The sequence below is a fragment of the Sorangium sp. So ce176 genome (assembly GCF_051519835.1).
Lineage (GTDB): Bacteria > Myxococcota_A > Polyangia > Polyangiales > Polyangiaceae > Sorangium > Sorangium cellulosum_G.
In genome coordinates, this window is sequence record NZ_CP150371.1 from 7,019,684 (window position 1) to 7,045,270 (window position 25,587).

The window sequence follows — 25,587 nt, forward strand, 5'->3', positions numbered from 1 at the left end:
AGCGGCATGGAGCAGCGAAGCGACCTCGACAAGGCGGCCCGCAAGACGAGAGCCGGCAACGGCAAGACAAAGAAGGGCGCGTCCGGGGACGGGCTGCACGGCGCCGCGCGCGCGAAGAAGGCCCCCGCGGCCAGCGTCGCCCGCGCCGCGCCGGCCGTCGAGCAGGGCGGGATCGACAGGCGGACGCTGCTGCTGTCGCTGACGGCGCTCAAGAAGGGCGATTTCTCGGTGCGGCTGCCCCCCGATCTGGAGGGGCTCGACGGGAAGATCGCGGACACGTTCAACGACGTCGTCGAGCTCAACGACAGGATGGCGCGAGAGCTCCAGCGCCTGAGCCGCGTGGTGGGCAAGGAGGGCAAGCTCTCGCAGCGCGCCTTCATCGGCGAGGTGAACGGGGCCTGGGCCGAGGAGATCGCGTGCATGAACGCGCTCATCGGCGATCTCGTCCACCCCACCGCCGAGACGGCGCGCGTCATCGGGGCGGTCGCCAAGGGCGACCTCTCGCAGACGATGGCCCTCGAGGTGGACGGCAGGCCGCTCGACGGCGAGTTCTTCCGGACGGCCAAGACCGTCAACACGATGGTCGAGCAGCTCGGCACCTTCGCCTCCGAGGTCACGCGCGTCGCGCGCGAGGTAGGCACCGAGGGAAAGCTCGGCGGTCAGGCCGACGTCAAGGGCGTCGCCGGCACCTGGAAGGATCTCACCGACTCCGTCAACTCGATGGCGGGCAACATCACCGCCCAGGTGCGCAACATCGCCGCCGTCACAACGGCCGTCGCCCGCGGCGACCTGACCCAGAAGATCACCGTCGATGTCCGCGGCGAGATCCTGGAGCTGAAGGACACCTTCAACACGATGGTGGATCAGCTCCGGTCGTTCGCGTCGGAGGTGACGCGCGTGGCGCGCGAGGTAGGCACCGAGGGCAAGCTCGGCGGCCAGGCCGAGGTGAAGGGCGTCGCCGGCACGTGGAAGGATCTCACCGACTCCGTCAACTCGATGGCGTCGAACCTCACGGTCCAGCTCCGCGACGTGTCGAAGGTCGCGACAGCCATCGCGAACGGCGATCTGACGCAGAAGATCACCGTCGATGTCCGCGGCGAGATCCTCCAGATCAAGGACGTCATCAACACGACTGTCGATCAGCTCAGCTCCTTCGCGGCCGAGGTGACGCGCGTCGCCCGCGACGTAGGCACCGAGGGCAAGCTCGGCGGGCAGGCCGAGGTGAAGGGCGTCGCCGGCACGTGGAAGGACCTGACCGACTCCGTCAACTCGATGGCGTCGAACCTGACCGCGCAGGTGCGCAACATCGCCGCCGTCACAACGGCCGTCGCCCGCGGCGACCTGACCCAGAAGATCACCGTCGATGTCCGCGGCGAGATCCTGGAGCTGAAGAACACCTTCAACACGATGGTGGATCAGCTCCGCTCCTTCGCGGCCCAGGTGACGCGCGTGGCGCGCGAGGTAGGCACCGAGGGCAAGCTCGGCGGCCAGGCCGAGGTGACAGGCGTCGCCGGCACGTGGAAGGACCTGACCGACTCCGTCAACTCGATGGCGTCGAACCTGACCGCGCAGGTCCGCAACATCGCCGACGTCACAACGGCCGTGGCCAACGGCGACCTGTCGAAGAAGATCACCGTCGATGTCCGCGGCGAGATCCTGGAGCTGAAGGACACCTTCAACACGATGGTGGATCAGCTCCGCTCGTTCGCGTCGGAGGTGACGCGCGTGGCGCGCGAGGTGGGCACCGAGGGAAAGCTCGGCGGGCAGGCCAGCGTCCCCGGCGTCGCCGGCACGTGGAAGGATCTCACCGACTCCGTCAACTCGATGGCGTCGAACCTGACCGCGCAGGTCCGCAACATCGCCGACGTGACCACGGCCGTGGCCCGCGGCGACCTGTCGAAGAAGATCACCGTCGACGTCAAGGGCGAGATCCTGGAGCTGAAGAACACCTTCAACACGATGGTGGATCAGCTCAGCTCCTTCGCGGCCGAGGTGACGCGCGTGGCGCGCGAGGTAGGCACCGAGGGGAAGCTCGGCGGCCAGGCCGAGGTGAAGGGCGTCGCCGGCACGTGGAAGGACCTGACCGACTCCGTCAACTCGATGGCGTCGAACCTGACCGCGCAGGTCCGCAACATCGCCGCCGTCACAACGGCCGTGGCCAACGGCGATCTGTCGAAGAAGATCACCGTCGATGTCCGCGGCGAGATCCTGGAGCTGAAGGACACCTTCAACACGATGGTGGATCAGCTCCGCTCGTTCGCGTCGGAGGTGACGCGCGTGGCGCGCGAGGTGGGCACCGAGGGAAAGCTCGGCGGGCAGGCCAGCGTCCCCGGCGTCGCCGGCACGTGGAAGGACCTCACCGACTCCGTCAACTCGATGGCGTCGAACCTGACCGCGCAGGTCCGCAACATCGCCGCCGTCACGACGGCCGTCGCCAACGGCGACCTGTCGAAGAAGATCACCGTCGATGTCCGCGGCGAGATCCTGGAGCTGAAGAACACAATCAACTACACGATGGTGGACCAGCTCAACGCGTTCGCGTCGGAGGTGACGCGCGTGGCGCGCGAGGTGGGCACCGAGGGAAAGCTCGGCGGGCAGGCCAGCGTCCCCGGCGTCGCCGGCACGTGGAAGGACCTGACCGACAACGTGAACTTCATGGCCGGCAACCTGACGAACCAGGTGCGCGGCATCGCCAAGGTCGTGACCGCGGTCGCGAACGGCGATCTCAAGCGCAAGCTGGTCGTCGACGCGAAGGGCGAGATCGCGGCGCTGGCGGACACGATCAACGGCGTGATCGAGACGCTCGCGACCTTCGCCGACCAGGTGACGACGGTGGCGCGCGAGGTAGGCGTCGAGGGCAAGCTCGGCGGGCAGGCGAGCGTCCCCGGCGCGGCCGGCACGTGGAAGGACCTGACCGACAACGTGAACCGGCTCGCCGCGAACCTCACCACGCAGGTGCGCGCGATCGCCGAGGTGGCCACCGCCGTGACCAAGGGCGACCTCACCCGGTCCATCAAGGTCGAGGCGCAGGGGGAGGTCGCGGCGCTCAAGGACACAATCAATGAGATGATCCGGAACCTCAAGGACACGACGCTGAAGAACAGCGAGCAGGACTGGCTCAAGACCAACCTCGCCAAGTTCTCGCGCATGCTCCAGGGGCAGAAGGATCTGCTCACTGTCGGTCGGCTCATCCTGTCCGAGCTCGCCCCCGTTGTCACGGCGCAGCAGGGCGTCTTCTACATCATGGACGCTTCCCGGGACGAGTCTGTCCTGAAGCTGCTCGCGAGCTACGCGTTCAAGGAGCGCAAGCACGTCGACAACCATTTCAAGCTCGGCGAAGGGCTCGTCGGGCAATGCGCGCTCGAGAAGGAGAAGATCCTCCTCGTCAACGCGCCCCCCAACTACATCACGATCACGAGCGGGCTCGGCGAGGCGCCGCCGGTCAACATCATCGTCATCCCCGTGCTCTTCGAGGGGCAGGTCAAGGCGGTCATCGAGCTCGCGTCGTTCGAGCGATTCAGCCCGACCCACCAGGCGTTCCTCGACCAGCTCACGGAGTCGATCGGGATCGTGCTCAACACGATCGAGGCGAACATGCGCACGGAGGACCTGCTCAAGCAGTCCCAGTCCCTCGCGCGCGAGCTCCAGAGCCAGCAGGAGGAGCTCCAGGAGACGAACGCGGCGCTCGGCGAGAAGGCGCGGCTGCTCGCGGAGCAGAACGTCGAGGTCGAGCGGAAGAACCACGAGGTCGAGCAGGCCCGCCAGGCGCTCGAGGAGAAGGCGCGGCAGCTCGCGCTCACCTCCAAGTACAAATCGGAGTTCATGGCCAACATGTCCCATGAGCTCAGGACGCCGCTGAACAGCCTCCTCATCCTCTCGGACCAGCTCTCCAGGAACAACGACCAGAACCTCACCCCGCGGCAGGTCGAGTTCGCGAAGACGATCCACGCGTCGGGCACCGACCTCCTGGCGCTCATCAACGACATCCTCGATCTCTCGAAGATCGAGTCGGGCACCGTCGTCGTCGACGTCGGGGAGATCAGCTTCAAGGACCTCTCGGACTACGTGCAGCGCACGTTCCGGCACGTCGCCGAGGCGAAGAAGCTCGAGTTCGAGCTCGCCTTCGCGCAGGAGCTGCCGCCGTCGATGCTCACCGACGCGAAGCGGCTGCAGCAGGTGCTCAAGAACCTGCTCTCCAACGCCTTCAAGTTCACCGAGCGCGGCCGGGTGATCCTGGAGGTGACAGTGGCCCGCGAGGGCTGGAGCCGTGAGAACGATGTGCTCAGCCGCGCCGACGCGGTGATCGCGCTCTCTGTCCACGACACCGGCATCGGGATCGCCCCGGACAAGCAGCAGATCATCTTCGAGGCATTCCAGCAGGCGGACGGGAGCACGAGCCGGAAGTACGGCGGTACCGGGCTCGGGCTCGCGATCAGCCGGGAGATCGCGCGGCTGCTCGGCGGCGATCTCGTGCTCGTCAGCGCGCCGGGCCGCGGGAGCACGTTCACCCTCTACCTGCCGCGCAGCTACCGGCCGGTGCGGGCGGCGCGGCGGCAGCCGGCGCACATCCTCGACGCCCCGGCGATCAACGAGGAGCCCATCCACAGCAGCCGTCCGTCCGATCGCCTGTCCACCGCTGCCGACGCCCAGATCGTCGACGACAGCGACAACGTGCGCCCGGGCGATCGCGCGCTCCTGATCGTCGAGAACGACACAGCCTTCGCGCGGTTCCTCGTGGACGTCGCGCGGGAGCACAACTTCAAGGCGATCGTCGCGGTCCGCGGCGCGACCGCGCTCTCGCTCGTGCGCGAGCTCAGGCCGCTGGCGATCACGCTGGACATCAACCTGCCCGACATCGACGGGTGGCGCGTGCTCGACTGCCTGAAGCGCGATCTCCAGGCGCGGCACATCCCGGTCCAGGTGATCACGACGGAGACGGAAGAGGAGCGGTGCCGCGCGCGGCGGATGGGCGCTGTGGGGCTGCTCAACAAGCCGCTGAGCAGCAGGACGGCGCTCGACGACGCGTTCGGGCGGCTCGACGGGCTGGTCAACTCGCCGCGGCGCCGGCTGCTCCTGATCGAGCCGGACAGGGCCGCGGGCGACCCCGTGGCCGAGCTGCTCCAGGACGAGGGGGTCGCGATCACCAGCGTGGAGACGGGCCAGGCGGCGCTCGCGGCGCTCCAGCACGAGGGGTTCGACGCCCTCGTGCTCGGGCTGCGCCTGCCGGACATGTCCGGCCTGGAGCTCATCGACCACCTCGACCGTGCCGGGCGCTTCGCCGAGCTGACGGCGATCGTGTACACGCCGGCCGACATCGCCGGGGACGACGAGGTGCAGGTCGCCCGGCTGGCGCAGCGGCTCCCGGTGAAGCACGTCCAGTCGCGAGAGCGCCTCTACGACGAGGTGACGCTCGCGCTGCACCGCCGGCTCTCGGACCTGCCGGAGCCGAAGCGGCTCATCGTGGAGCAGCTCCACGAGCCGACCGCCGCGCTCTCCGGCAAGTGCGCGCTCATCGTCGACGACGATTTCCGCAACATCTACGCGCTGAAGACCGTCCTCGAGAGCCACGGGATGACGACCCTCGCCGCGGACACGGGCAAGGCCGCCATCGAGCGCCTGGAGCGGACGAGCGGTATCGATGTCGTCCTCATGGACATCATGATGCCGGAGATGGACGGATACGACACCATGCGCGCGATCCGCAAACGGCCCGTCTTCCAGACGCTGCCGATCATCGCTGTCACGGCCAGGGCGATGAAGGGCGACAGGGAGAAGTGCCTCGAGGCGGGCGCGACCGACTACATCTCGAAGCCGGTCGACACGGAGCAGCTCCTCGCGCTGCTCCGGATCTGGCTGCATCGCTGAGCTCGTCCCGGCGGCTGCTCACCAGCATCACAGCGGGCTCAGCCCCGGGCGCGACGGACAGTTCGTCTGCGCTGCAATGATGCCCCAGTGTGGCGTCTCTGCGCAGTTCCTTGCGCGACCGTCCACAGCCGACATCGCTGGATCCCCGGCATCCGCGGCGATCTTGGCTGGCACGCCGTCTGCTGATTCGTGTGGGATTCCAGAGTACAGCGAGGGATCGCGCCGCGCGGTGACGCCCCTGCGCAAAGGAGTGGTACGTGAAGGCAAAGGTGGTGACCGGTCTGCTGCAGACGCGGGCGGACGCCGAGAGGGCCGTTGAGCGCATCATGAGCTGTGGATACAGGCGCGACGCCATCAGCGTTGTCATGGGTCACGCTGCGCTCGGCCAGCATGTCGAGAGCGGAACCAGCGCGAAGGCGGCGGACACCGCCATGGGCGGGGCCGGGGCGGCCGTCGTCACGTTCGCGGCGCTCGGCACCAGCGCGGCGTTCCCCGGCCTCGGGCTCGTGGCGGCAGGGCCGATCGAGGCCGCGCTCGCCGGTGCGGGCAGCGCGGCGGGCGCGCTCGTCGCCGCCGGGATCCCCGAGCACCGCGCGCGCGTCTACGAGACCGGCTTGCAGCAAGGCGCGATCCTCGTCGGCGTTCACGCCCAGTCGCAGCGAGACGCGGAGATCCTGGAGATGATCCTCGAGTATGCCGGCGCCGAGAACGTCCGGAGCGACAGCGCGCTCAAGCGTCCCTACGACAGCTTCATCTAGGGTGCTTTGCGGGCACGGCGCTCGCGTGCCTCGACCGCGCCCGGGCGCGTGGCAACTTGCCTCGCTGAGGCGCGCTGCCGCTCACGCGCCCGCGCAGGGTTTCAGGCGTTCCCCGAGAGCAGACTTCTGGCATGGGCGATGCTCCAGGTTTCGATGTGGAACGCGTGGCGTGGCGAGGTGAGCGGCGGGATGCCCCGAGCAGGCGGCAGGAGAGCGCATGTCGAGCAACATGACCCAGGGTTACGAGCACACCTTAGGGGAACTCTTCGAGGTCGGCACGTTGGTGGGCGACAAGTACCAGCTCCTCCGTAAGGCGGGAGAGGGGGCGATGGGCTCTGTCTGGGTCGCCGCGAACACCGCGCTCGAGGCGAACGTGGCGCTCAAGGTGCTGCGACCGGAGATGCGCTCTCCGGCGATCGCGGAGCGGCTGCTCCGTGAGGCGCGCGCGGCGGCGAAGCTCAGTCATCCGGGGATCGTGCGCGTCTTCGATCTCGGCAAGACCGCGGGCGGCACGCCGTACATCGTGATGGAGCTGCTCGAGGGCGAGGCCCTGAGGGACGTGCTCTGCCGGGAGCAGCGGTTCTCGCCCGAGTCGGCGATCGCGATCCTGCTGCCTGTCGCGAGCGCGATGCACGCGGCGCACGAGCGCGGCATCGTCCACCGGGATCTCAAGCCGGACAACGTGATGCTGGCGGATCATGGCGACGGCAGGCTCCAGCCGAAGGTCGTCGATTTCGGGATCGCGAAGGTCACCTGGACAGAGCCCGAGTCCGGCTCGACGGGCGCCGCCGTGATCGGGACGCCGCAGTACATGCCGCCCGAGCAGGCGCTCGGGCAGGGCCAGCTCGATCATCGCGCGGACATCTGGGCGCTCTGCACGATGCTGTACGAGGCGATCTCGGGCGAGACGCCGTATGCCGGGGAGCAGGGGTTCGGGACGCTGCGCGCGATCCTCCAGGACCCGGTGCCGTCGCTCGTCGAGCGGTGCGGCGCGGACCCGGCGCTGTGGTCGATCATCGAGCGCGGCCTGCGCAAGGACCCGGAGGAGCGCTGGGGGAGCATGCGCGAGCTCGGCGTCGCGCTCGCGACGTGGCTGCTCTCGCGCGGCGTCTCGGAGGACGTGTGCGGCGCGTCGCTGCGCGCGCAGTGGCTGGACGAGCGGTCCAGCCAGGTCCCGGCGCCGTCGCCGCGACCGATGGTTGTGAGCTCCGCGCCGACGCTGCACTCGCGCCGCGCCGACGATCCCATGGAGCTGCAGCTCCCGATGGCGTCCGCGCGGCGGGCGCCGGCCGAGGCGGAGCCGAGGGCGCCGATGGTGGCGGGGCGCAAGCCGCTGGAGGACAGCGGCGAGCGCGCGTGGTCCGAGGCGACGGCGATGGGGAACCTGCGGGGGACCGGGGAGCCGTCGCCGCGGCCCTCGCTGCGAGAGCGCTTCCCGTTCCGCCGCGTCGCGGCGGCCGGGTTCGTGCTGATGGCGGGGGCGGCGGCGTGGAGCGTGGCGCCGGTCACGACGGGCCCTGTCGCCGAGCTGACGCCGGTGCCCCCGGCCGCACCCGCGACGACGGTGGCCGAAGCGCCGGCGCCGGCGCCGACGCAGCCGGCGGCCGAGGGGAGCTCCCTCACGGCGAGCATGGCGCGCGGGCTCGTGGTGACGCCGGCGCCGCCCGTGGCGCCGCGCCCGGCGCGCGCCGCGAAGCCCGCCCCCGCCGCGGCGCCGGCCACGGCGGCCGCCCCCGCGCCCGAGAAGGTCCCCGCGCCGGCGGCGACCGCGCTGCCGGAGCTGCCCGCGTCCGACGCGGGCGTGGAGGCGCCGCTGCTCGTGGCGCAGGCGTCGCCCACCGCACCGTCCCCCGAGGCCGCCGGGTCCTGCCTCGTGGATGGGGGGCAGGCGGGCGGGGAGACGGCCTGCCCGCCGCCGCCGGCGGCCGAGGGCTCGACGAGCACGGTCGAGCCCCACGAGGACACCGCGGCGGCCAGGCGGGAAACCGACGCGCAGCGGCCGACCGAGGAGGCGCCGCCGGCGCCGGCCGCGGATGCCGGGGCGGCGGAGTGGTCCCCGGACGCCCCGGCGGCGCCCTAGCCTGGCGGCCGATCCGCTGAAACAGCCAAGAATGAAGAGAGTTGAACCACAGAGGCACAGAGGGCACAGAGGAAGAGAGAAAGAGAAGAGAGATCAGGACGACCTATTCTATCTCTTCCTCTCTCTTTCTCTTCCTCTGTGCCCTCTGTGCCTCTGTGGTTCATTTTCTCTGGGTTTCGGCCTGTTCGCTGCTCTGGAGGACCGGCGTCGACGAGCTGGCCACGGCTCACCGCCTCGCGCGCAGGCAGGCGGCGAGCTCCGGCGTCGGACGCCAGCCGCACTGGCCTGCCGCGTCGCGCTCGCAGACGCCGTACGACGCATAGCAGGCGTAGGCCTCGCGCCACTCGCACGTCGTCGTGGTCGGCTTCTCGGCGCAGAGCTGCCGGCTGCATCCGGTCACGAGGCACCTGCCGGTCGCGGTGGCCTCGGCGCTCCCCTCCCCCAGCGCCTCGTCACCGCCCTCCGCCGCGCCCGGCGGCTCGTCGTCCGCGGCCCTCCCGGGGGGGTCGAGATCGGCGCAGCCGAGCAGCGCGAGCAGCGCGCCGGCGACGCCCGCCGGAACAACGCCCTTCCAGGGCTGCATGATACGACGTTTCATCCTGCTCTCCCCTCCTGCCCTCGGCGGCCGCGGGCGCCACGTGACCCATCGTCTGGGCCTGTCCCTGCTGGGGCCGAGACGCCGTGGCGCCAAGCGGCGCGCCGCGGGACGTCGCAGGGGCGGCCGTGGAGCGCTCTGGAGATGAGCCGCGATGCGCCGGGAGGCGCTCGACCCGATCGAGGGCCGTTGTTCTGCCGGCCTGGCGGCCGTGGGCCTCACTAGACACCGAGCGAAGGCAGCAACCCGCCGTCGCGCTCGGGGAGCGCGCTGTGCCAGCGCACGCCCGCGTACCGCGGCTCCAGCAGATCGAGGCCCATGCTCCACAGCGCGTTCCGCAGCCGCGCCAGCGGCCCCAGCCTGGGGAGGTTGTTGAGGCACACCGCCTCGCTCTTCTCGAGGTCCCGCTCGAAGACCAGGGCGGCGTCCCTCACGAAGGCAGGCTGCTTGACGATGAGGTTCGCCTCGCTCACCCACCTCAGGCTGGTCGGGTTCACGTTGAAGGTCCCCACCGTCGCCCAGTCGTCGTCGATGACCGCGAACTTCGAGTGGAGCATCGAGGGGAGGAACTCGTAGATCTGGAGCCCGTTCTCCAGCCACGACCTGTACCGCGCGAGGCTCGCGTTGCGGATGACAGGGAGGTCGGAGCTGCGCGGCACGATGATCTTCACGTCGATGCCGCGGCGCGCGGCCTCCATGAGCTCGCGCTCGAGCCCGCGGGGCGGGCAGAAATACGCGTTCTCGATCCACACGCGGCGCCGCGCCGCGCGGATCCGCTCCAGGTGACGCTCGTAGATGACCGCGGGCGGCCTGGGCGCGTCCGTGATGAACTCCACGTCATCGTAGACGCCGCCGGTCCAGTAGTCGAAGGATCGGCCCGCGGCCTCGTTGGCGAGCATCCAGCGGCACTCGAACACCCGCTCCATGTCGGCCACGCACGGCCCCATCACCCGGCTACAGACCTCGTGCCAGCCGCCGCCGCCCTGATCGCGCGGCAGCCACTCGTCGGCCCACGCGGCGCCGCCGACGTAGCCCGCGCCGTCGATGACCACGACGCGCGAGTGCTCCCGCGGAAACAGCGCGCCCCCGCGGAGCACCGTGCTGAGCGGCCGGTAAGCGCGGGCGCGGATGCCGCGAGCCCTCATGTCCTCGAAGAAAGGCGCAGGCGTGGTGTGGCTGCCGAGCGCATCGTAGAGGAGCCGCACGTCGACGCCGCGCCGCGCGGCGTCCGCGAAGGCGTCGGCGAAGCGGTGACCCATCAGGTCGTTGCGGTAGATGTATGTGGAGACCCAGATCTTCTCCCGGGCGCGCGCGATGTCGTCGAAAAGCGATTCGAGCACCGTCGCCATTCCAGGCAGGAGACGCGTGGCGTGGGGCGCAGGCGCGTTGCCCGCCGTCGCGTGACCTGGTCTGGAATGCGCCCTGGAGCCTGAAAAAGTCAGCACCGAGCAGGTCATGTCGAGTCCTGAGCGCCGGGCGGCTGCAGCTCGATTGCCGCAGTGGCCCGCACGCCCTCAGCACAACGGCTGAAGCAGCCCGTATGCCACCTCGCCTCGGCGCGAACCCGCCAGGACGGCGGCAGAAGGAGACTCGCTACGTGGCAGACTGCCTCGCTCGACCGCCTCGCCACAGCGCCGCCGAGGCAAGCGGCCTCTCCGGCCGATCCCGGCGCCGTGTCCGCGAGCGCCGGCGCGGCATCCGATTTGAACGGCAGTGGAGAGCGCCGGCGCGCGAGCCGCCGGCCGCGCCGGCCACGCAGCGGCGACCTCACCATCATCCCGGAGCAGGGGCACGGCCTGCCCGTGTCGCGGACCAGGGACCGGGAGGCGGGGGTCTGAGCGCGGGTCAGGCGGGGCGGGAGGCGAAGCGGCGCGCGCCGCGGCGGACGACGGCGGCGGCGAGGGCGAGGGCGCCGAGCGTCATGCCGACGAGCGCGCCCTGCCCCCGCGAGCGCGACGCGCGGTCGACGTCGAGGACCGGGAGCGCCGCGCCGCAGAGCACCTCGGCGTGGACGCTCACGCGGGCGCGCAGCCAGTTGTCGACCCGCTCCTGCGGCCCGGGGTTCAGGACGAGGTCCGTGTCGAGCGCGGCGCGCGGCAGGTTCGCCTCGAGGCGCGTGAGCCAGACGTCCTTCGGGTGCAGGCCGATCATCGCGACAGCGAGGTCGTCGAGCGGGCCGCACGCGAGCTCGCGCGCGTCGATCTGGCCGGAGGCGACCTCGTCGCAGCTCGGGTCGGAGAGCGGGACGCCGGCCGGGCACGGGTTGCCGACGGCGCGGCCCTCCGCCGCGAGCTGGGCGAAGCGCACGGCGCAGGCGGTGTCCTGCGTCTCGCCGTTCGCGAGCCCCTGCTGCGCGAACGCCGCGGCGATCGTGTCGACAGGGGCCGTGGTGCCGCTCGTCGTGTACTGGACGCCGAACGGCGCCGCGGGGCTCGACACGGGCGAGAACAGCGAGCCCTGCTGCGCGTAGGACGTGAGGAACGCGCGGCCGCCGTCGGCCGCGGAGAGCGCCTTCTCGCGGAGCACGCCGTAGTTCGACTCCTGCGAGGCGAAGTCCCACGCGAGGAGGTCGTGGGGGACGGCCGCGGCCTTGAACCCCTCGGGCGTGAGCCGCGCCTCGCTGATGGTGAAGAGCGTGATCGCGACGTTCGCGCCGGTGCCGGCGGCGACCATCCGGAGCGGGAGCGTGGGGTTCGCCCCCGGCATGACGACCCGCACCGGCGTCATCTCCTTGACGTCCTTGCCCGGCTGGAGCTTGAGGGCGATGAAGTCGAAGTTCTCCTCGACGTAGGCGTCGATGACCGGCTTCGTGGACGCGTCGACGCCGAAGCCGTTCGTGTCGAGCCACTTGTTCAGCGCGCCGGGCGTGTCGGTCGTGAGCGTCACCGTCTCGTACGGGCCGACCGTGCCGCGGTGGAGCACCGTGACCTGCTCGCCGCCGAACGCGTCGCCCCCGAAGGAGGCCGAGTCGCTCGCTGCCAGACTGCCGCAGCCCGCGCCGTTCGAGGCGCACGTGGAGCTCGGCGCGGTGATGCGCACCGACGTGGCCGCGTCGAGCGTCTCGAACCACGCGTCCGAGCCGACCTGGAGGGTCGCCCCGCGCTTGACCGGGAGCACCCAGGCGAACTCGCTGGGATCGCCGGCGTACTGGATCTGATCCCAGAGCACCGACTGGACGGGCGATACGGAGAGCACCATCCGGTGCGCGTTGACGACGGTGGTCTCGGTCGCCGGGGCGAAGCACCCGCCGCACGCGAGCGCCTCGCGCGGTGGCAGGAGCGTCGCGGCAGGGGCGGCGAGCGCAAGGAACGCGAGCAAGCGAAGTCTCATCGGCTACCTCCATGGGGCGCGGGCCCGCGCACGGGCGGGCTCCTGGAGCGCGCGGGCGGCGCGCAGCGCACCAGCGCCAGGGTATCGAAGCCCGCGCCCGGCGGGCGGCCCGCGCACGATTGGCGCGCCGCCGCGGTCGCCCGCCGCGCGCCGGGGCCGTCCGTCAGCGCGCCCGACGCGCGCCGGGGCCGCCCGTCAGCCCGCGGCCCACCACGCGTCGAGGTCGCGGAGCGCGCGCTCGGCCATCGCCTCGTAGCGGGCGCGCTTGCGCAGCTTGCCCTGCGCGGGATCGAGCGGCGCGATGTGCGCCCAGGTGATGTTCGACGGCTGATACGTGGGCTGCTTGCGGCCGAGGTGCGTGAGGATGCCGCCGAGCGCCGTCGTGGGCGGCGGCGGCCGGAGCGGCTCGTTCCGCAGCTTCTGCGCGAGGAGCATCGCGCACACGAACCCGGCCGCGGCGCTCTCCACGTAGCCCTCCACGCCCGCGATCTGGCCGGCGAGGTGCACGCCCGGCAGCGCGCGCAGCTCCATCGCCGGGCCGAGGAGCGCCGGCGCGTCGACGAAGGTGTTCCGGTGGACGGAGCCCATGCGGAGGAAATCGGCCTCCTCCAGGCCGGGCACCATCCGGAACACCCGGAGCTGCTCGGCGTACTTCATGCGCGTCTGGAAGCCGACCAGGTTGTACGCCGTCGCCGCCTCGTCCTCCGGGCGAAGCTGGATGACCGCGTAGGGGCGCCGGCCGGTGCGCGGGTCGGTGAGCCCGACCGGCTTCATCGGCCCGAAGGAGAGCGTCTGCTCGCCGCGCGCGGCCATCACCTCGCACGGCAGGCACCCCTCGAAGTAGCGCACCTGCTCGAAGTCGCGCGCCTCCACCTTCTCGGACTCGACCAGCGCCCGGACGAACGCCTTGTACTGCGCCTCGTCGAAGGGGCAGTTCACGTAGGCCTCGTCGCCGACCTCGGCGTCGTCGCGGCGCTCGGCCGCGTCCTCCGGCGGCGCGGCGCGCTCCGGCTCCGCGGGCCGCTCGCCCCGGACGACGCCCTTGCCGTAGCGCGACTGCTTCCACACGCGCGACCAGTCGATCGAGTCGGCGCTGACGATGGGCGCGATCGCGTCGTAGTAAGCGAGGTGCTCGGCGCCGACGGCCGCGGCGAGGCTCGCCGCGAGCGCGTCCGAGGTGAGCGGGCCGGTCGCGAGGATCACCGGGCGCTCGGCGGGGATCTCGGTCGCCTCGCGCCGGTCGACGGCGATGCGCGGGTGGGCCTCGATCGCCCGCGTCATCGCCTCCGCGAACCGCTCGCGGTCGACCGCGAGCGCGCCGCCGGCCGGCACCGAGGTCTCGTCGGCGCACCGCAGGGCGAGCGAGCCCACGCGCCGGAGCTCCTCCTTGAGGAGCCCCACCGCGTTGCTCAGCGCCGCGCCGCGCAGCGAGTTCGAGCACACGAGCTCGGCCAGCCGGTCGCTCGTCTGCGCGGGCGTGCGCCGGTGCGGCTTCATCTCAATGAGGCGCACGCGCAGCCCGCGCTGCGCGAGCTGGTACGACGCCTCGCAACCGGCCAGGCCGCCTCCGACGACGACAACGTCGCACGGGCTCTCCGCTCCGCTCATACAGCTCACCAGGGATGGTTGGGGTGTCTCGCGACCGTCTTAGCTCGCCGTGCGGCGTGCGCGCACGGGCTTCTCCGCTGCCCCCTGGGTCGCCCCGGGGCTCGGCGCGGCGGTCTCGGGTCGCTCGGTCGAGGCCGGCGCGTCGCCCGCCGGCTCGGGCCGGGCGGCCGGCGCGGCGGCGCCCGCGCTCGCGACGATCGACGCGACGTCCGGAGCGCCGGAGCCGTCCGCGGCGCCGTCCTCTCCTTCTCCCTCGACGATCTCCTGCTTGAAGCCGCAGTCCTTGGTCGCGCAGACGAGCATCGCCTTCTTGCCGGCGGTGCGGGTGACGAACTTCGCGCCGCACTGCGGGCACGGGACGGGCACCGGCTTCTGCCAGAGCTTGAAGTCGCACTTCTGCTCGGCGTTCCAGTTCGAGCAGCCGTAGAAGGTGCGACCGCCCTTCTTGCGGGGCCTGATCTCGATGAGATCACCGCCGCAGTTCGGGCACGGGACGCCGAGCGGCACCGGGCGGGTGTTCTTGCAGGTCGGGTACCCGGTGCACGACAGGAAGTCGCCGAAGCGCCCCGTCTTGATGATCATCGGCTTGCCGCACTTGTCGCACGAGATGTCGGTCTCGCGGACCGCGGCGCTGCCCCGCGCGTCGGACAGGTCGCGCGTGGCCTTGCACTTCGGGTAGCGCTCGCAGCTCAAGAACCAGCCGTTCTTGCCCCACTTCTTGAGCATCATCGACCCGCACTCGTCGCAGACGAGGTCGGTCTTCTCTGCCTCGGGCTTCCACGGCGCGAGCTTCTTCGACTTGTCGAGCTGCTCCCTGAACTTCTTGTAGAAGCGCTTGAGGAGCTGCTCGCGCTTCAGATTGCCGGCGCCGACCGCGTCGAGCTCCTCCTCCATCTGCGCCGTGAAGTTCGGGTCCATGATGTCGAGGTTCGATCGGACGAGCCCGTCGACGACGAACTTCCCGAGCAGCGTCGGCTGGAACGCGCCCCCTTCCCGCTTCTCGACGTAGGCGCGCTGCTGCACCTTGCTGATGATCTCGGCGTACGTCGACGGGCGGCCGATGCCGCGCTTCTCCAGCTCGCGCACCAGCGAGCCCTCGTTGTAGCGGGGCGGCGGCTGCGTGAACTTCTGGTCGGTGACGATCCCCGGCGGCGACACGGAGAGCGCCTCGCCCTCCTTCATGTCGGGCAGGAGCGCCTCCGAGTCCTCCTCGGCCGGGGCCCCGGGCGCCGCCCGCTCCGCCTCGGCGGCGCTCGCCTCGGCGGGCGTCGGCGCGGCGCCGCCGCCCTCCGCCGCGCCGCCGGCGCTCTCCTCCTCGCCGGCGAACTCCTGCTGGCCCTCCGTCACCTGCAGCCAGCCGGCGAACTTCAGGATCCGACCGCTCGCCCTGGCGAGGTAGCTCCGGTACGCGGGCGCCGCGATCGCGGGCGTCGCGTCGATCTCGACCGTCGTCCGATCGTAGACCGCCGGGTTCATCTGCGAGGCGACGAAGCGGTTCCAGATGAGCTTGTACAGCTTGTACTGCTCGTCCTTGAGGTACTTCTTGATCGAGTCCGGGTGGATCTCGACGCTCGTCGGCCGGATCGCCTCGTGCGCGTCCTGCGCGTTCTTCTTCGACTTGTAGACGTTCGGGCGCTCGGGGACGAACTCCTTGCCGTAGCGCTTCGCGACCACGCCGCGCACCTCGGCGATGGCGTCGTCGCTGACGCGGGTCGAGTCGGTACGCATGTACGTGATGAGGCCGACAGGGCCGCCGTCGCGCTTGAGGTCGATGCCCTCGTAGAGCGCCTGGGCGATCTGCATCGTCCGCTTGGCGCCGAAGTGCAGGTAGTTCGTCGCGTCCTGCTGGAGCTTCGAGGTGGTGTACGGGGCGGGCGGGTTGCGCTTCTGCTCGCGCCGCACGACCTTCGCCACCCGGTAGCGCGCCGCCTCGAGGTCGGCGCGCACCTTCGCGGCGACCTCGCCGTTCGTCACCTCGAGCTTCTTGCCGTCCGCGGCGGCGAGCTTGGCGACGAACGGCGCGCGCGTCGGCGGGCTCGCCGCGGTGAGGCCGACAGCGATGTTCCAGTACTCCTCGGGGACGAACGCCTCGATCTCGCGCTCGCGGTCCACGATGAGCCGCAGCGCGACCGACTGCACCCGCCCCGCCGAGAGGCCGAACGCGAGCTTCGACCACACGAGCGCCGAGACGTCGTAGCCGACGATGCGATCGAGGACGCGGCGCGCGCGCTGGGCGTCGTACAGGTTCTCGTCGAGCTTGCGCGGGTTGTGGACGCCGTGGTCGACGCCCTTCTTCGTGATCTCGTGGAACTCCACCCGGGCCACCTTGAGCCTCGGGTTCTTGATCTCCTCCGAGATGTGGAACGCGATGGCCTCGCCTTCGCGATCGGGGTCGGTCGCGAGGAGCACCTCGTCCGCCCTCTTCGCGGCCGACTTGAGCTCCTCCAGGACCTTCTCTTTGCCCTCGATGACCTCGTAGGTCTCGGCAAAATCGTTCAGCACGTCGACGGCGTTCTGCTTCTTGGGCAGATCCTTGACGTGCCCCTTCGAAGCGAACACCTCGTACCCGTTGCCGAGATACTTCTTGATGGTCTTCGCCTTCGCCGGCGACTCCACGATGACGAGCGTCTTGGCCATCACCACCTTCTGAGCAACGTGTCGGGGCTTTGTAGAGGATTGAAGGGCTAACCTTCGTGCGAGGGAGGCCCCCCCGCGAGGAGGCGGCCACCCAGAACCGCACTGGGGAGGGTGGACCGGCGTGCCCCTTCAACGAAGAGCCCGCCGAAACAACCCGGCGGGCCCCTCTACTACTACGGCCTGGAGCGTCAACGTCAAGAGTGCCTCCACGGCGCGCCTGGGCGGAAGCCCCGTCCGCTCGCAGACCTCGTCCACGTGCGCCGGGTGGGCGTCCAGGGCGTGGAGGACGGCGCGCTCTTCCGCGGTTTCTGCGATGATTTCGGCGCTTTGAGCGCGAGCTCCCGCGCTGCCCTCGCGGCCCTCCGCGCGCTCCCCGCGGGCCTCCGCGTCGATCGCCCGGGCCAGCGCGCTTTTCTCGCTCGAGGCGGCCGTGCGGGCCGCGAACGCCGCCTCCGGCAGCGGCAGCGTGCCGTCGGCGGGCGAGCTGTTGCGCGGCGCGCGCCGCGCGCGCCGTCGGGGCGGCGGCGCCGGCCCGCCGAGGACGTCGATCACGTCGGCCGCGCGCGTGATGGGGCGCGCGCCGCCGACGAGCTCCAGCGCGCAGCCGACGCCGCGCGGGCTCCACGGCGCGTGCGGGACGACGCAGAGGTGGCGGCCGAGGCGACGGGCGGCGGCGGCGGCGGACCGTGCGCCGCTCTCGATGCCCGCCTCGACCACGACGGTCGCGCGCGTGAGCGCGGCGAGCACCGCGTTGCGCTGGAGGAACAGCGCCGGCAGCGGCGGCGTGTCGTCGGGGACGCGCGCGAGCAGCGCGCCGCCCGCGGCGACGACGCGATCGAAGAGCGCCGCGTGCTCCCGCGGATAGGGGTGCGCGTGGCCGCCGCCGCTGACGACCACGGTCGGCGCGCGCGCATCGAGCGCGCCCTCGTGCGCGGCGGCGTCGACGCCGCGCGCGCCGCCCGACCAGATCGAGTAGCCCGCCTCGCCGAGCGCCGCGGCGAGCTCGCGGGTGAACCGGAGCGCCTCGTCGCTCGCGGCGCGCGTGCCGACGATCGCGATGCCAGGGCGCGCGGGGAGCGCGCCGCGCAGGTAGAGCGTCGGCGGTGCGGCCTCGGACTCGGTCACGAGGGCCCAGAGCGGCGCGGGGTAGGATGGATCGGAAGGGTGGATCTCGATCGACGCCATACGCGGCGTGTCGACCGGCGCCCGGGACGAGTTGCGCGAAATGACGAGCGCGCCCGGGCTACCGGGGCGGCGCGTCGCGCGCGGGGCCGGGCGGCGCGGCGCTCGGCGGCGCCGCGCGGTGCGGGTTCGCACCTGGCGGCGCGGCGCTCGCGTCCGTGCTGGGCGGGGTCGCGCTCGGCGGCGCCGTGTTGGGCGGGGTCGCGCTCGGCGGCGCCGCGGGGGGCGCGGGCGGGCGCGGGCCCCGGTAGCCCCGCACGAGCACGACGCCCGCGCCGCGCCGCACCTGCGCGTGGAGGTTCACCGCGACCGGCGCGGCGCCGGAAGCGGGCGCCGCGCCGGGAGCCGGCGCCGCGCCGGGAACGGAGAAGCACGCGCCCCTGCCGCCGATCACCGCGACCGGCCCGCTGTCCGCGTCCTGGGCGGCGATCGCGAGCGCCGGCGGCGCGCCCCTCGTGACGAAGAGGTCGACCTCGATCACGCCGAGGCCGCCCTGCGCGATGAACACAGCGCACTCCCCCGGCGCGACGCGCGCGGGGATCGCGGCGCTCTCCCCTTCCGCGATCTGGAGCGACACGACCTCGCCCTGCGGCGCCATCCCCCTCGCCTCGCCGCGCGCTGTGTTGTCGAGCGCGAGCGCCGTCACGCGCGGCACCGGCGCGCTCGTCGGCGGCCGCTGCTGCCCCACGCGGCTCAGGAACAGGCGCGCCGCTTCCGGGTCCGGCTCGGGCGCATCGCTCGGCGGCGGCGGGTTCCGCGCCTCGGGCGCGGGCGCCGGGGCCGGCGCGGGCGGCGGGCTCGGTACCAGGACCTCGGACCCGGACGCGCCCGCGCCGCAGCCCGCCGCGGCGAGCGCGAGCGACGCGGCGAGCAAGCGGCGCGCCGGCCTGAACGGACGCAGATCGAGGAGAGCGAGCGCGCGCCGCACGGCGCGGAGACTACCAGAACCGCCGCGCGATGCTCGGCCCGCGAGCGGCCGGCCATGCGGCGTGCTACCCCCTCGCCCGATGAAGCCCAGGGACATCGTCGTCGCGACGCACGGCCACTGCTTCGACGGCATGGCGAGCGCGGCGCTGTTCACCCGCCTGATGCAGGCGCTCCACCCCGGCGAGCCGCTCGCCCTCCGGTACCGCTCCTGCGGGTACGGCCCGGGCATGACGATGATCCCGCCCTCGTGGCTCGACGGCGACGAGAACGCGATCCTCGACTTCCGCTACACGCCGACGAAGAAGCTGACCTGGTACTTCGACCACCACATCACCGGGTTCGGCTCGGACGACGAGCGCGACGCGGCGCTCGCCGGCGCGGCGCAGTCGAGGAGCGCCGGCGACGCCCCGCACGTCTTCTACGACGCCGCGTACGGCTCGTGCACGAAGCTCATCGCGGACGTCAGCCGCGACCACTTCGGCGTCGAGATGTCCGGCGTCGACGAGCTCATCCGGTGGGCCGACGTCATCGACACCGCGCGCTTCCCTTCGGCCGAGGCCGCGGTGAGCCGCGAGGAGCCGATCATGCAGCTCGCGTCCGTCGTGGAGCACCACGGGGACGGGCCGTTCCTCGCCTCGGTGGTGCCCCGGCTCGTCGATCAGCCCGTGAGCGAGGTGGCGCGCGCGCCCGACATCCAGGATCTCTGGCGCCCGCTCTCCCTGTCGCGGCAGACGTTCGTCGCGCGCATCGAGCGCGGCGCGCGCAAGCTCGGCCGCGTCGTGCTTGTCGACCTCTCCGACGCGCCGCTCGAGGCGGTCGGCAAGTTCATGACGTACGCGATGTTCCCGGACTGCGTGTACTCGGTGACGCTCTCCCGGCAGAAGCAGCACTACAAGCTCTCGGTGGGCTACAACCCGTGGTGCGGCGTCCCGCGCGATCGCGATATCGCGCCGATCTGCCGCCGCTATGACGGGGGCGGGCACCCGGCCGTCGGCGCGGCGTCGTTCCCGCTCGCGGCGCTGGAGCGCGCGCGCGAGGCGGCCCGCACCATCGCGGAGGAGCTCAACGAGGAGCCCGCGCGGTGACGTGGGCCGAGCAGCGCTTCCGCCGGAGCGCGCGCAGCCCGGCGGCGGCGTCGCCGGGCGGGGCCGCGCGCGCGCCGCTCGTCCTCGGGCACCGGGGCGTGCGCGGCGAGGGCGCGCCGCCGGAGAACACCCTCGCCGCCTTCGAGGAGGCGGCCGCGCAGGGGGCCGACGGGATCGAGCTCGACGTGCGGGTGTGCGGCTCGGGCGAGGTCGTGGCGCTGCACGACCCGGACCTCGAGCGGGTGACGCGCGGCGCGGACGCGCGCCATGCCGCGGCGCTCCGCTGGGACGAGCTCCGGCAGGTCGATCTGGGCGGCGACCGGGTGCCGCTCCTCTCCGAGGTGCTCGCGTTCGCGCGCGGGCGGCTCGCCGTCAACGTCGAGATGAAGCGGGACGTGCCCGACCGCGCCGCCGTCGTGCGCGCGACAGCGCGGCTGCTGCGCGCGTGGGATCCCCGCCACGCGGTGATCGTGTCGTCGTTCGATCCGGTCATGCTGGCGTCCTTCGGGGTCCTGGTGCCGGCCGTCCCGCGCGCGCTCCTCGTGCACCGCAGCCGCTACCACGACGCGGCCGTGCTCCTCGCGCCGGCGCTCGGGGCGCTCGCCGCGCACATCGAGCGGACGATCGCGTCGCCCGAGCGCATCGCGCTGCTGAAGCGGCAGGGGCGCGTCGTCAACGTGTGGACGGTGAACGATCCGCGGGAAGCGCGGGACCTCGCGGCGCTCGGCGTCGATGGGCTGATCACGGACGCGCCGCGCCGCATCCGCGACGCGCTCGCGTGACCGACGGACGGCGCTACCTTCCGCGCCAGGGATCGACGATCTCGGTCGCCCGGCGCGGGCTCCGGCGCGGCGACGGGCGCGGCAGCGAGGGCTGGGGCGCGACGGCCGCTTCGGGCTCCGCGGGGCGCGAGGGCGACGTGGTGTTCGCGACAGGCACGCCCTCGACCACGGGCACGGGCACGCGGTCGACCACGGGCATGCCATGGACCACGGGCGGGCGGCCGACAGCCGGCGTCGATGCGCGGACCACCTCCGCCCGCGGCGCGGCCGCGCTCACGGCCGCGGAGTGCACCGGCGCCATGGCGGGAGCGCCGCCCTCCTCGACGACAGGTCGCACCGCCGTGATCGCGATCGTCCCGCTGACCACGGAGAGCGCGCCGCACGCCAGCAGCCAGCGCGTCGCGCTCGCGCGCGGCCTCGGGACGTCGTGGACCTCCCCGGACGCGGCGGCCGTGAGCGTGCCGGGCTGCGACGGATCGGGCAGCGGCGTGAGCGCGTCCCTCGGCGGCCGCGGCGCCTCGTCGCCACGCCAGGACAGCGACAGGAAGTCGCCGGGCCCCTCGGGCTCGGCGGTGCCGCCCGGCGAGAGCCCGAGCAGCGTCCCCGTGCGCGACGCCGACGGCGGCGGCCGGGGCGCGGAGGGCACCGGCAGCGGGACGCCGATGTCGCCCGCCGCGGCCACGAAGGCGAGCACCATCTCCTGCGCCGACTGGAACCGCTGGGAACGATCGCGCGAGAGCGCGCGCAGGAAGAACCCGTCGAGCTCCACGGGCAGGTCGGGCGCGATCTGCGTCGCCACGGGGATCGGCTCGACGAGGATCCTCGACAGCACAGCGCCGAGCACGTCGCCCTCGAACGGGAGCTTGCCCGTGACAGCGCGGAAGAGGATGACCCCGAGCGACCAGAGGTCGCTGCGCGCGTCGAGGTCCTTGTCGCCGCGCGCCTGCTCCGGGCTCATGTAGAACGGCGAGCCCAGGAGCTCGCCCGTCTTCGTTGTCTCGTCGCTGAGGAGCTTGCCGGTGAGCTGCTTGGCGATGCCGAAGTCGAGGACCTTGACGATCTCCTCCTCGTCGTCGACGCGCGAGAGGAACAGATTGCCAGGCTTGAGGTCGCGGTGGACGAGCCCGGACTCGTGCGCGCGGCGCAGCGCCTTGCCTGTCTGGATCGCGACGCGCGCGGCGTCGGCGAGCGCGAGGCGCCGGACCCTCCTCAGCCGACGGCTGAGGTCCTCGCCCCGGAGCAGCTCCATGACGAGGTACGGGACCGTCCCCTGGATGCCGTAGTCCTGCACGCTCACCACGTGCGGGCTCTCGAGGTTCGCCGCCGTGCGCGCCTCGCGGTAGAAGCGCGCGCGGAACTCGGGCGAGGCGGCGTGCTCCGGATCCATGAACTTGATGGCCACCGGCGCGCCGAGCTGGAGATGCCGGGCCACCCACACGGAGCCCATCCCGCCCCGCGAGAGCGGCCCTTCCAGCCGGTATTTTTCGCCGACGATCGTTCCCGGCTCGACGTCCATCGCCGACTCCTCCCGCCAAGGCGAGGTGGATTGTGCCTTTCTAGACGTTCGCGACGGCGGCGTCCACGCGTAACCACGCGTGAGACGAACGAGGATGGACGCAGCCCCTCAGGAATAACCTGAGCGCACCGATTCAGTCCTGGCAGTCGACATAACGACGGATGACCCCGCCAGGGACCGGCTGCGTGAATGCCCCCGAGATGAGGGGCGGATTCCACTTCGCCTCCTTGTATTGAAAGATGACGTCGTCCTCGGTGTTCGGCACCCGCATGCGGATCGACAGCGGGACCTCGGCGTCGCAGACGCCGCCGCTCGGCGGGATCGGATCGTCGATCCCCTCCGGATCGACGCGCGGCGGCGCGGTGTGGATCACCTCATGATGGCTCAGCTCGGCGTGATAGAGGTTGACCCCGCGCTGCGCGACCCGGACCTGCCTGACGCGCAGGCGCTGCTGGCTCCACGGTAGGCGCCAGTCGTCCGGGCGGGGCTCGAGGTGGATCTCCTCGGTCGCGTCGCGGGTGCTCTCGATCAGCACGCGATAGAAGCCGTCGCCGTCCCACGCGATCGAGGCGCTTCGCGGCTCGTGAACGAGCACGGGCGCCTCGCCGCGGAGCAGCGAGACGAGCGCGTGCCCGGGGATGGGCACCTGGGTGAGCCGCGCCAGGTTGCACGCGCTCGCCGGCCCATGCAAAAGCTGCTTCTCCCCGACGTCGAGCATCTGGAACAGGGTTCCATTCGACGTGAGCGTGAAGAGGTTTGCGCCGAAGGGGCTCACGATATCGAAGCGGACCCGATCGGGATTGACCGCCAGGATGTACACGTCGCCGCGGATCCGCCCCTGGCGGGAGAAGTGGTCGATCTTGGCGGTCCCCTGAATGCCGTTCACGCAGGCATACGTGTCCTTCATCCGGCCGAGCGCCGCGTCGGCGGTCGGGAACCGGGATGCAGGGGGGGCCACGGAAGCACAGCCGGTCACGAGCACGGCGAGGGTCGCGACCCAGGCGATCGCGCGATGGCGCATGGGCGCGGACGCTGACAAGGATCGACGAGCCCGTCAACCGCGGAAGCGTCGAGGGTGACGCAGGCGAGGTGCGAGGGCGCGTCGAGGAAGGCGCCAGCGGAGGCGGCGCGCCGGGGGGGCGCCGGCGAGGCAGGGAACAGGAGGGCGCGGCGCGTCCGGCCGGAGCGAGCCCCGGCCGGACGCGCGCGACAAGGATCAGGACGCCCGGAGCGCCTCGAGCAGATCGACGTCGGGGATCGCGATCGGGAGGCGGGCGCGGAGGACAGCGACATCGTTGTCCTCGCAGAGGCGCGCCACAGCGAGGCCGTCGAAGAGCGAGATCGGCGCGGTTCCCGGGATCGCCGCCTCTTCACGCGCGCCGGAGAGCATCTGACCGGTGGTCAGGATCCAGCCGGCGGTGGCGGGGCCGTAGTGGTGGAGCGAACCGCGGAGCTCGGTGACCCGCTCGCGGCCGACCTCGCGGCCGTCCCGCCGGACGACCAGCGCCAGCTTGATATCGTCGCCCGCCGTGCGGAGCGCCCCGGAGAAGTGGCTCTCGCCGCCCGGCGCCCCGGCGCGGCGCACGGCGCGGAGCTGGCCCAGCCCGATGCGCTCGAGGGCGAGGACGCAGATCTCGACGAACGCATGGCCCGGGAGCTCGGAGAGCTTGCGCACGAACGCGCGCCGCGCGGCGTCGCGGTAGCGCTCCACCGCGGCGAGCGCCTCCTGCTCCAGCCGCGCGAGGTCGCCCGGCAGCAGCCAGTCCGTCAGCGCGATCCGACCGCCGGCGAAGCGGAAGCGGGGCCGCTGCCCCGCCGCCGTGCGGCGCGCGTTGTCGGCGCGCACGGCGGCCGCGACCTGGGACTGCACGAGCTGCACGTCGCCGACCAGGCGACCGCGGCGCTGCGCCGTCTCCGCGATCTGCCGGAGCGAGACAGCGCCCGCGTTCCGATCGAAGGTCGAGAGGATGCCCGCGATGGCGTCCGCGAGGTCGCGGCCGGCCAGGTCGTCGAGCGCGTGCCCCTCACCGCCCGTGAGCTCGATCACCTGCGGGCCTCGGTAAACGGGCTCGGCGCCGAAGCTGTCGACCCGATCGGTCCGCTCGGTGCGCTCGGTCCGCTCGGTGCGCTCGGGCCGATCGATCCGCTCGGGCCGATCGGCGCGCTCGGGCCGATCGATCCGCTCGGCGCGGTCGGGGCGGTCGAAGCGCTCGGTGCGATCGGAGCGCGGCGGCTCGGCGCGGCCGTTCTCGCGCCGCGCCTCGAACACCGGCGTCGCCACGTAGGAAGGCAGCGCCCCGGCGCTCACGTTGGCCTCGGCGGTCCCGCGGCCGCGGCGGCGGCGGCGGCGGCGGCGGCGCCCCTCGCCCTGCTCGCCCGACGAGCCGGGGGTCGCGCGGTCGTCGCCGCCGAGGATCGGCTGGTCGTCGTCGTCCTCCTCGTCGAAGAGCTCCGCCGCTCCGGCGACGGCCTCTGCCCGCATCGCCTCGTCCGGGCCCGGCGGCTCCGCGTCCTCGAGATCGACCTCTTCCTCGTCGATGTAGGCGCTCGCTGCGCGCGGGGAGGAGGGCGCCGGCGGCGGCACGGGCTCGCGCGTCCCCGCGATCTCCACGCCGTTCATCCCGGCCGCGACGGGCGCGCCGATCGCGTCCTCGTCCTCGTCTCCGTCGTCGCCCGCGGGCGCGGCCTGCGCCTCGTCGCCCGCTGCCTCGGTCTCGGCCAGCTCGGCCCCGGCCGCCGGAGCGCCCGAGTCGCCCTCTTCCGCCGCCTCGTCATCCGCGGCCGCCTCGAAGAGGGTCGGCTGCTCCTCGTCCTTGCGCGCCTTGACCGCCTCGGGCTTCCCGCCGCGCTTCGCCTTCTTGCCGTCGAGCCCCGACTTGATCGTCTTCTCGTCCCACTCGCGCAGCGCGAAGACGCCCGGCTTCACCCGCACCAGGGGGTTGTCCGCCGTGTCCTTCTTGAGCGTCGCGGCCAGGCGGGCGCCCATCGTGACCTCTGGGCTCTTTCCAACGTGGCTAAGGAGGTTCTTCTCGATCGCGATATCTGTGATCTCTTTATAATGAAGCGGCCTGCCGACGAGGCGAAGCACCTCGGCGGCTGCATCCGTGAACGTCATTTTGTTCGCCCTTCGGGCGCGCCGCCCGGCGGGCGCCCTCGTCGTCCCCATCGCGGCCGCCCCGTCCAAACTGGCTGACGAAGCGCGCGGGATACCCCACCGCAGCC

At 72.3% G+C, this 25,587-nt stretch carries 15 protein-coding genes; 5 read left to right on the plus strand and 10 right to left on the minus strand.

Annotated elements, in window-relative coordinates:
- Nucleotides 1-6 precede the first annotated feature (6 nt).
- The 3 genes from WMF42_RS26250 (at nucleotide 7) to WMF42_RS26260 (ending at nucleotide 8,703) form a co-directional block, all read left to right on the plus strand.
- Nucleotides 7-5,865 (plus strand): HAMP domain-containing protein, encoded by a 5,859-nt coding sequence (locus WMF42_RS26250; protein WP_437685463.1) that lies wholly within the window; start codon nucleotides 7-9, stop codon nucleotides 5,863-5,865.
- Between the two features lie 257 nt (nucleotides 5,866-6,122).
- Entirely contained in the window at nucleotides 6,123-6,623 is a 501-nt protein-coding gene (locus WMF42_RS26255) for a hypothetical protein (RefSeq protein ID WP_437685465.1), read from the plus strand.
- A gap of 283 nt (nucleotides 6,624-6,906) precedes the next feature.
- A complete protein-coding gene (locus WMF42_RS26260; RefSeq protein ID WP_437694351.1) occupies nucleotides 6,907-8,703 on the plus strand; it encodes a protein kinase domain-containing protein in 1,797 nt (598 codons plus the stop codon).
- Nucleotides 8,704-8,929: 226 nt separating this feature from the next.
- Here WMF42_RS26260 and WMF42_RS26265 read toward each other — a convergent pair whose 3' ends face one another.
- The 7 genes from WMF42_RS26265 to WMF42_RS26295 all read right to left on the minus strand — a co-directional run bounded on the left by WMF42_RS26265 (nucleotide 8,930) and on the right by WMF42_RS26295 (nucleotide 18,983).
- Nucleotides 8,930-9,301 carry a hypothetical protein gene (locus tag WMF42_RS26265; protein WP_437685467.1) on the minus strand — a complete coding sequence of 124 codons (372 nt, stop codon included), beginning with the start codon at nucleotides 9,299-9,301 and terminating at the stop codon, nucleotides 8,930-8,932.
- Nucleotides 9,302-9,519: 218 nt separating this feature from the next.
- Nucleotides 9,520-10,647 carry a phospholipase D-like domain-containing protein gene (locus tag WMF42_RS26270; RefSeq protein ID WP_437685469.1) on the minus strand — a complete coding sequence of 376 codons (1,128 nt, stop codon included), beginning with the start codon at nucleotides 10,645-10,647 and terminating at the stop codon, nucleotides 9,520-9,522.
- Between the two features lie 496 nt (nucleotides 10,648-11,143).
- Nucleotides 11,144-12,628, minus strand: coding sequence for a DUF2330 domain-containing protein (locus tag WMF42_RS26275; RefSeq protein WP_061606901.1), 1,485 nt, complete (start codon nucleotides 12,626-12,628; stop codon nucleotides 11,144-11,146).
- Between the two features lie 195 nt (nucleotides 12,629-12,823).
- A complete protein-coding gene (gene trmFO / locus WMF42_RS26280; RefSeq protein WP_437685471.1) occupies nucleotides 12,824-14,236 on the minus strand; it encodes a methylenetetrahydrofolate--tRNA-(uracil(54)-C(5))-methyltransferase (FADH(2)-oxidizing) TrmFO in 1,413 nt (470 codons plus the stop codon).
- A gap of 39 nt (nucleotides 14,237-14,275) precedes the next feature.
- A complete protein-coding gene (topA, locus tag WMF42_RS26285) occupies nucleotides 14,276-16,873 on the minus strand; it encodes a type I DNA topoisomerase (protein ID WP_437685473.1) in 2,598 nt (865 codons plus the stop codon).
- Between the two features lie 129 nt (nucleotides 16,874-17,002).
- On the minus strand, nucleotides 17,003-18,058 hold the full coding sequence (locus WMF42_RS26290; RefSeq protein WP_434041303.1) for a DNA-processing protein DprA: 1,056 nt from the start codon (nucleotides 18,056-18,058) through the stop codon (nucleotides 17,003-17,005).
- A 58-nt stretch (nucleotides 18,059-18,116) separates the two neighbouring features.
- A complete protein-coding gene (locus tag WMF42_RS26295; protein WP_437685475.1) occupies nucleotides 18,117-18,983 on the minus strand; it encodes a hypothetical protein in 867 nt (288 codons plus the stop codon).
- A gap of 79 nt (nucleotides 18,984-19,062) precedes the next feature.
- Here WMF42_RS26295 and WMF42_RS26300 point away from each other — a divergent pair, with 79 nt between their 5' ends.
- Complete coding sequence (locus tag WMF42_RS26300; RefSeq protein WP_061611199.1) at nucleotides 19,063-20,067, plus strand: hypothetical protein; 1,005 nt, start codon at nucleotides 19,063-19,065, stop codon at nucleotides 20,065-20,067.
- Nucleotides 20,064-20,849 (plus strand): glycerophosphodiester phosphodiesterase, encoded by a 786-nt coding sequence (locus tag WMF42_RS26305; protein WP_437685477.1) that lies wholly within the window; start codon nucleotides 20,064-20,066, stop codon nucleotides 20,847-20,849. The genes WMF42_RS26300 and WMF42_RS26305 overlap by 4 nt, the downstream gene beginning before the upstream one ends.
- A 13-nt stretch (nucleotides 20,850-20,862) precedes the next feature.
- Here WMF42_RS26305 and WMF42_RS26310 read toward each other — a convergent pair whose 3' ends face one another.
- From WMF42_RS26310 to WMF42_RS26320, 3 genes are all read right to left on the minus strand, one after another.
- The gene (locus WMF42_RS26310; protein WP_061611201.1) at nucleotides 20,863-22,365 is read right to left on the minus strand and encodes a serine/threonine-protein kinase; all 1,503 of its coding nucleotides are present in this window, start codon (nucleotides 22,363-22,365) and stop codon (nucleotides 20,863-20,865) included.
- A gap of 133 nt (nucleotides 22,366-22,498) precedes the next feature.
- The gene (locus tag WMF42_RS26315) at nucleotides 22,499-23,386 is read right to left on the minus strand and encodes a hypothetical protein (protein WP_061611202.1); all 888 of its coding nucleotides are present in this window, start codon (nucleotides 23,384-23,386) and stop codon (nucleotides 22,499-22,501) included.
- 195 nt (nucleotides 23,387-23,581) lie between these two features.
- Nucleotides 23,582-25,480 carry an HTH domain-containing protein gene (locus WMF42_RS26320; RefSeq protein WP_437685479.1) on the minus strand — a complete coding sequence of 633 codons (1,899 nt, stop codon included), beginning with the start codon at nucleotides 25,478-25,480 and terminating at the stop codon, nucleotides 23,582-23,584.
- Nucleotides 25,481-25,587: the final 107 nt, after the last annotated feature.

Bases quoted from the DNA above. Each gene is read 5' to 3' on its own strand.
- WMF42_RS26250 (WP_437685463.1), top strand. From the start codon at position 7: ATGGAGCAGCGAAGCGACCTCGACAAGGCGGCCCGCAAGACGAGAGCC.
- WMF42_RS26300 (WP_061611199.1), top strand. From the start codon at position 19,063: ATGAAGCCCAGGGACATCGTCGTCGCGACGCACGGCCACTGCTTCGAC.
- topA (WP_437685473.1), bottom strand. From the start codon at position 16,873: ATGGCCAAGACGCTCGTCATCGTGGAGTCGCCGGCGAAGGCGAAGACC.
- WMF42_RS26275 (WP_061606901.1), bottom strand. From the start codon at position 12,628: ATGAGACTTCGCTTGCTCGCGTTCCTTGCGCTCGCCGCCCCTGCCGCG.
- trmFO (WP_437685471.1), bottom strand. From the start codon at position 14,236: ATGAGCGGAGCGGAGAGCCCGTGCGACGTTGTCGTCGTCGGAGGCGGC.
- WMF42_RS26290 (WP_434041303.1), bottom strand. From the start codon at position 18,058: ATGGCGTCGATCGAGATCCACCCTTCCGATCCATCCTACCCCGCGCCG.
- WMF42_RS26270 (WP_437685469.1), bottom strand. From the start codon at position 10,647: ATGGCGACGGTGCTCGAATCGCTTTTCGACGACATCGCGCGCGCCCGG.
- WMF42_RS26265 (WP_437685467.1), bottom strand. From the start codon at position 9,301: ATGAAACGTCGTATCATGCAGCCCTGGAAGGGCGTTGTTCCGGCGGGC.
- WMF42_RS26320 (WP_437685479.1), bottom strand. From the start codon at position 25,480: ATGACGTTCACGGATGCAGCCGCCGAGGTGCTTCGCCTCGTCGGCAGG.
- WMF42_RS26310 (WP_061611201.1), bottom strand. From the start codon at position 22,365: ATGGACGTCGAGCCGGGAACGATCGTCGGCGAAAAATACCGGCTGGAA.
- WMF42_RS26315 (WP_061611202.1), bottom strand. From the start codon at position 23,386: ATGCGCCATCGCGCGATCGCCTGGGTCGCGACCCTCGCCGTGCTCGTG.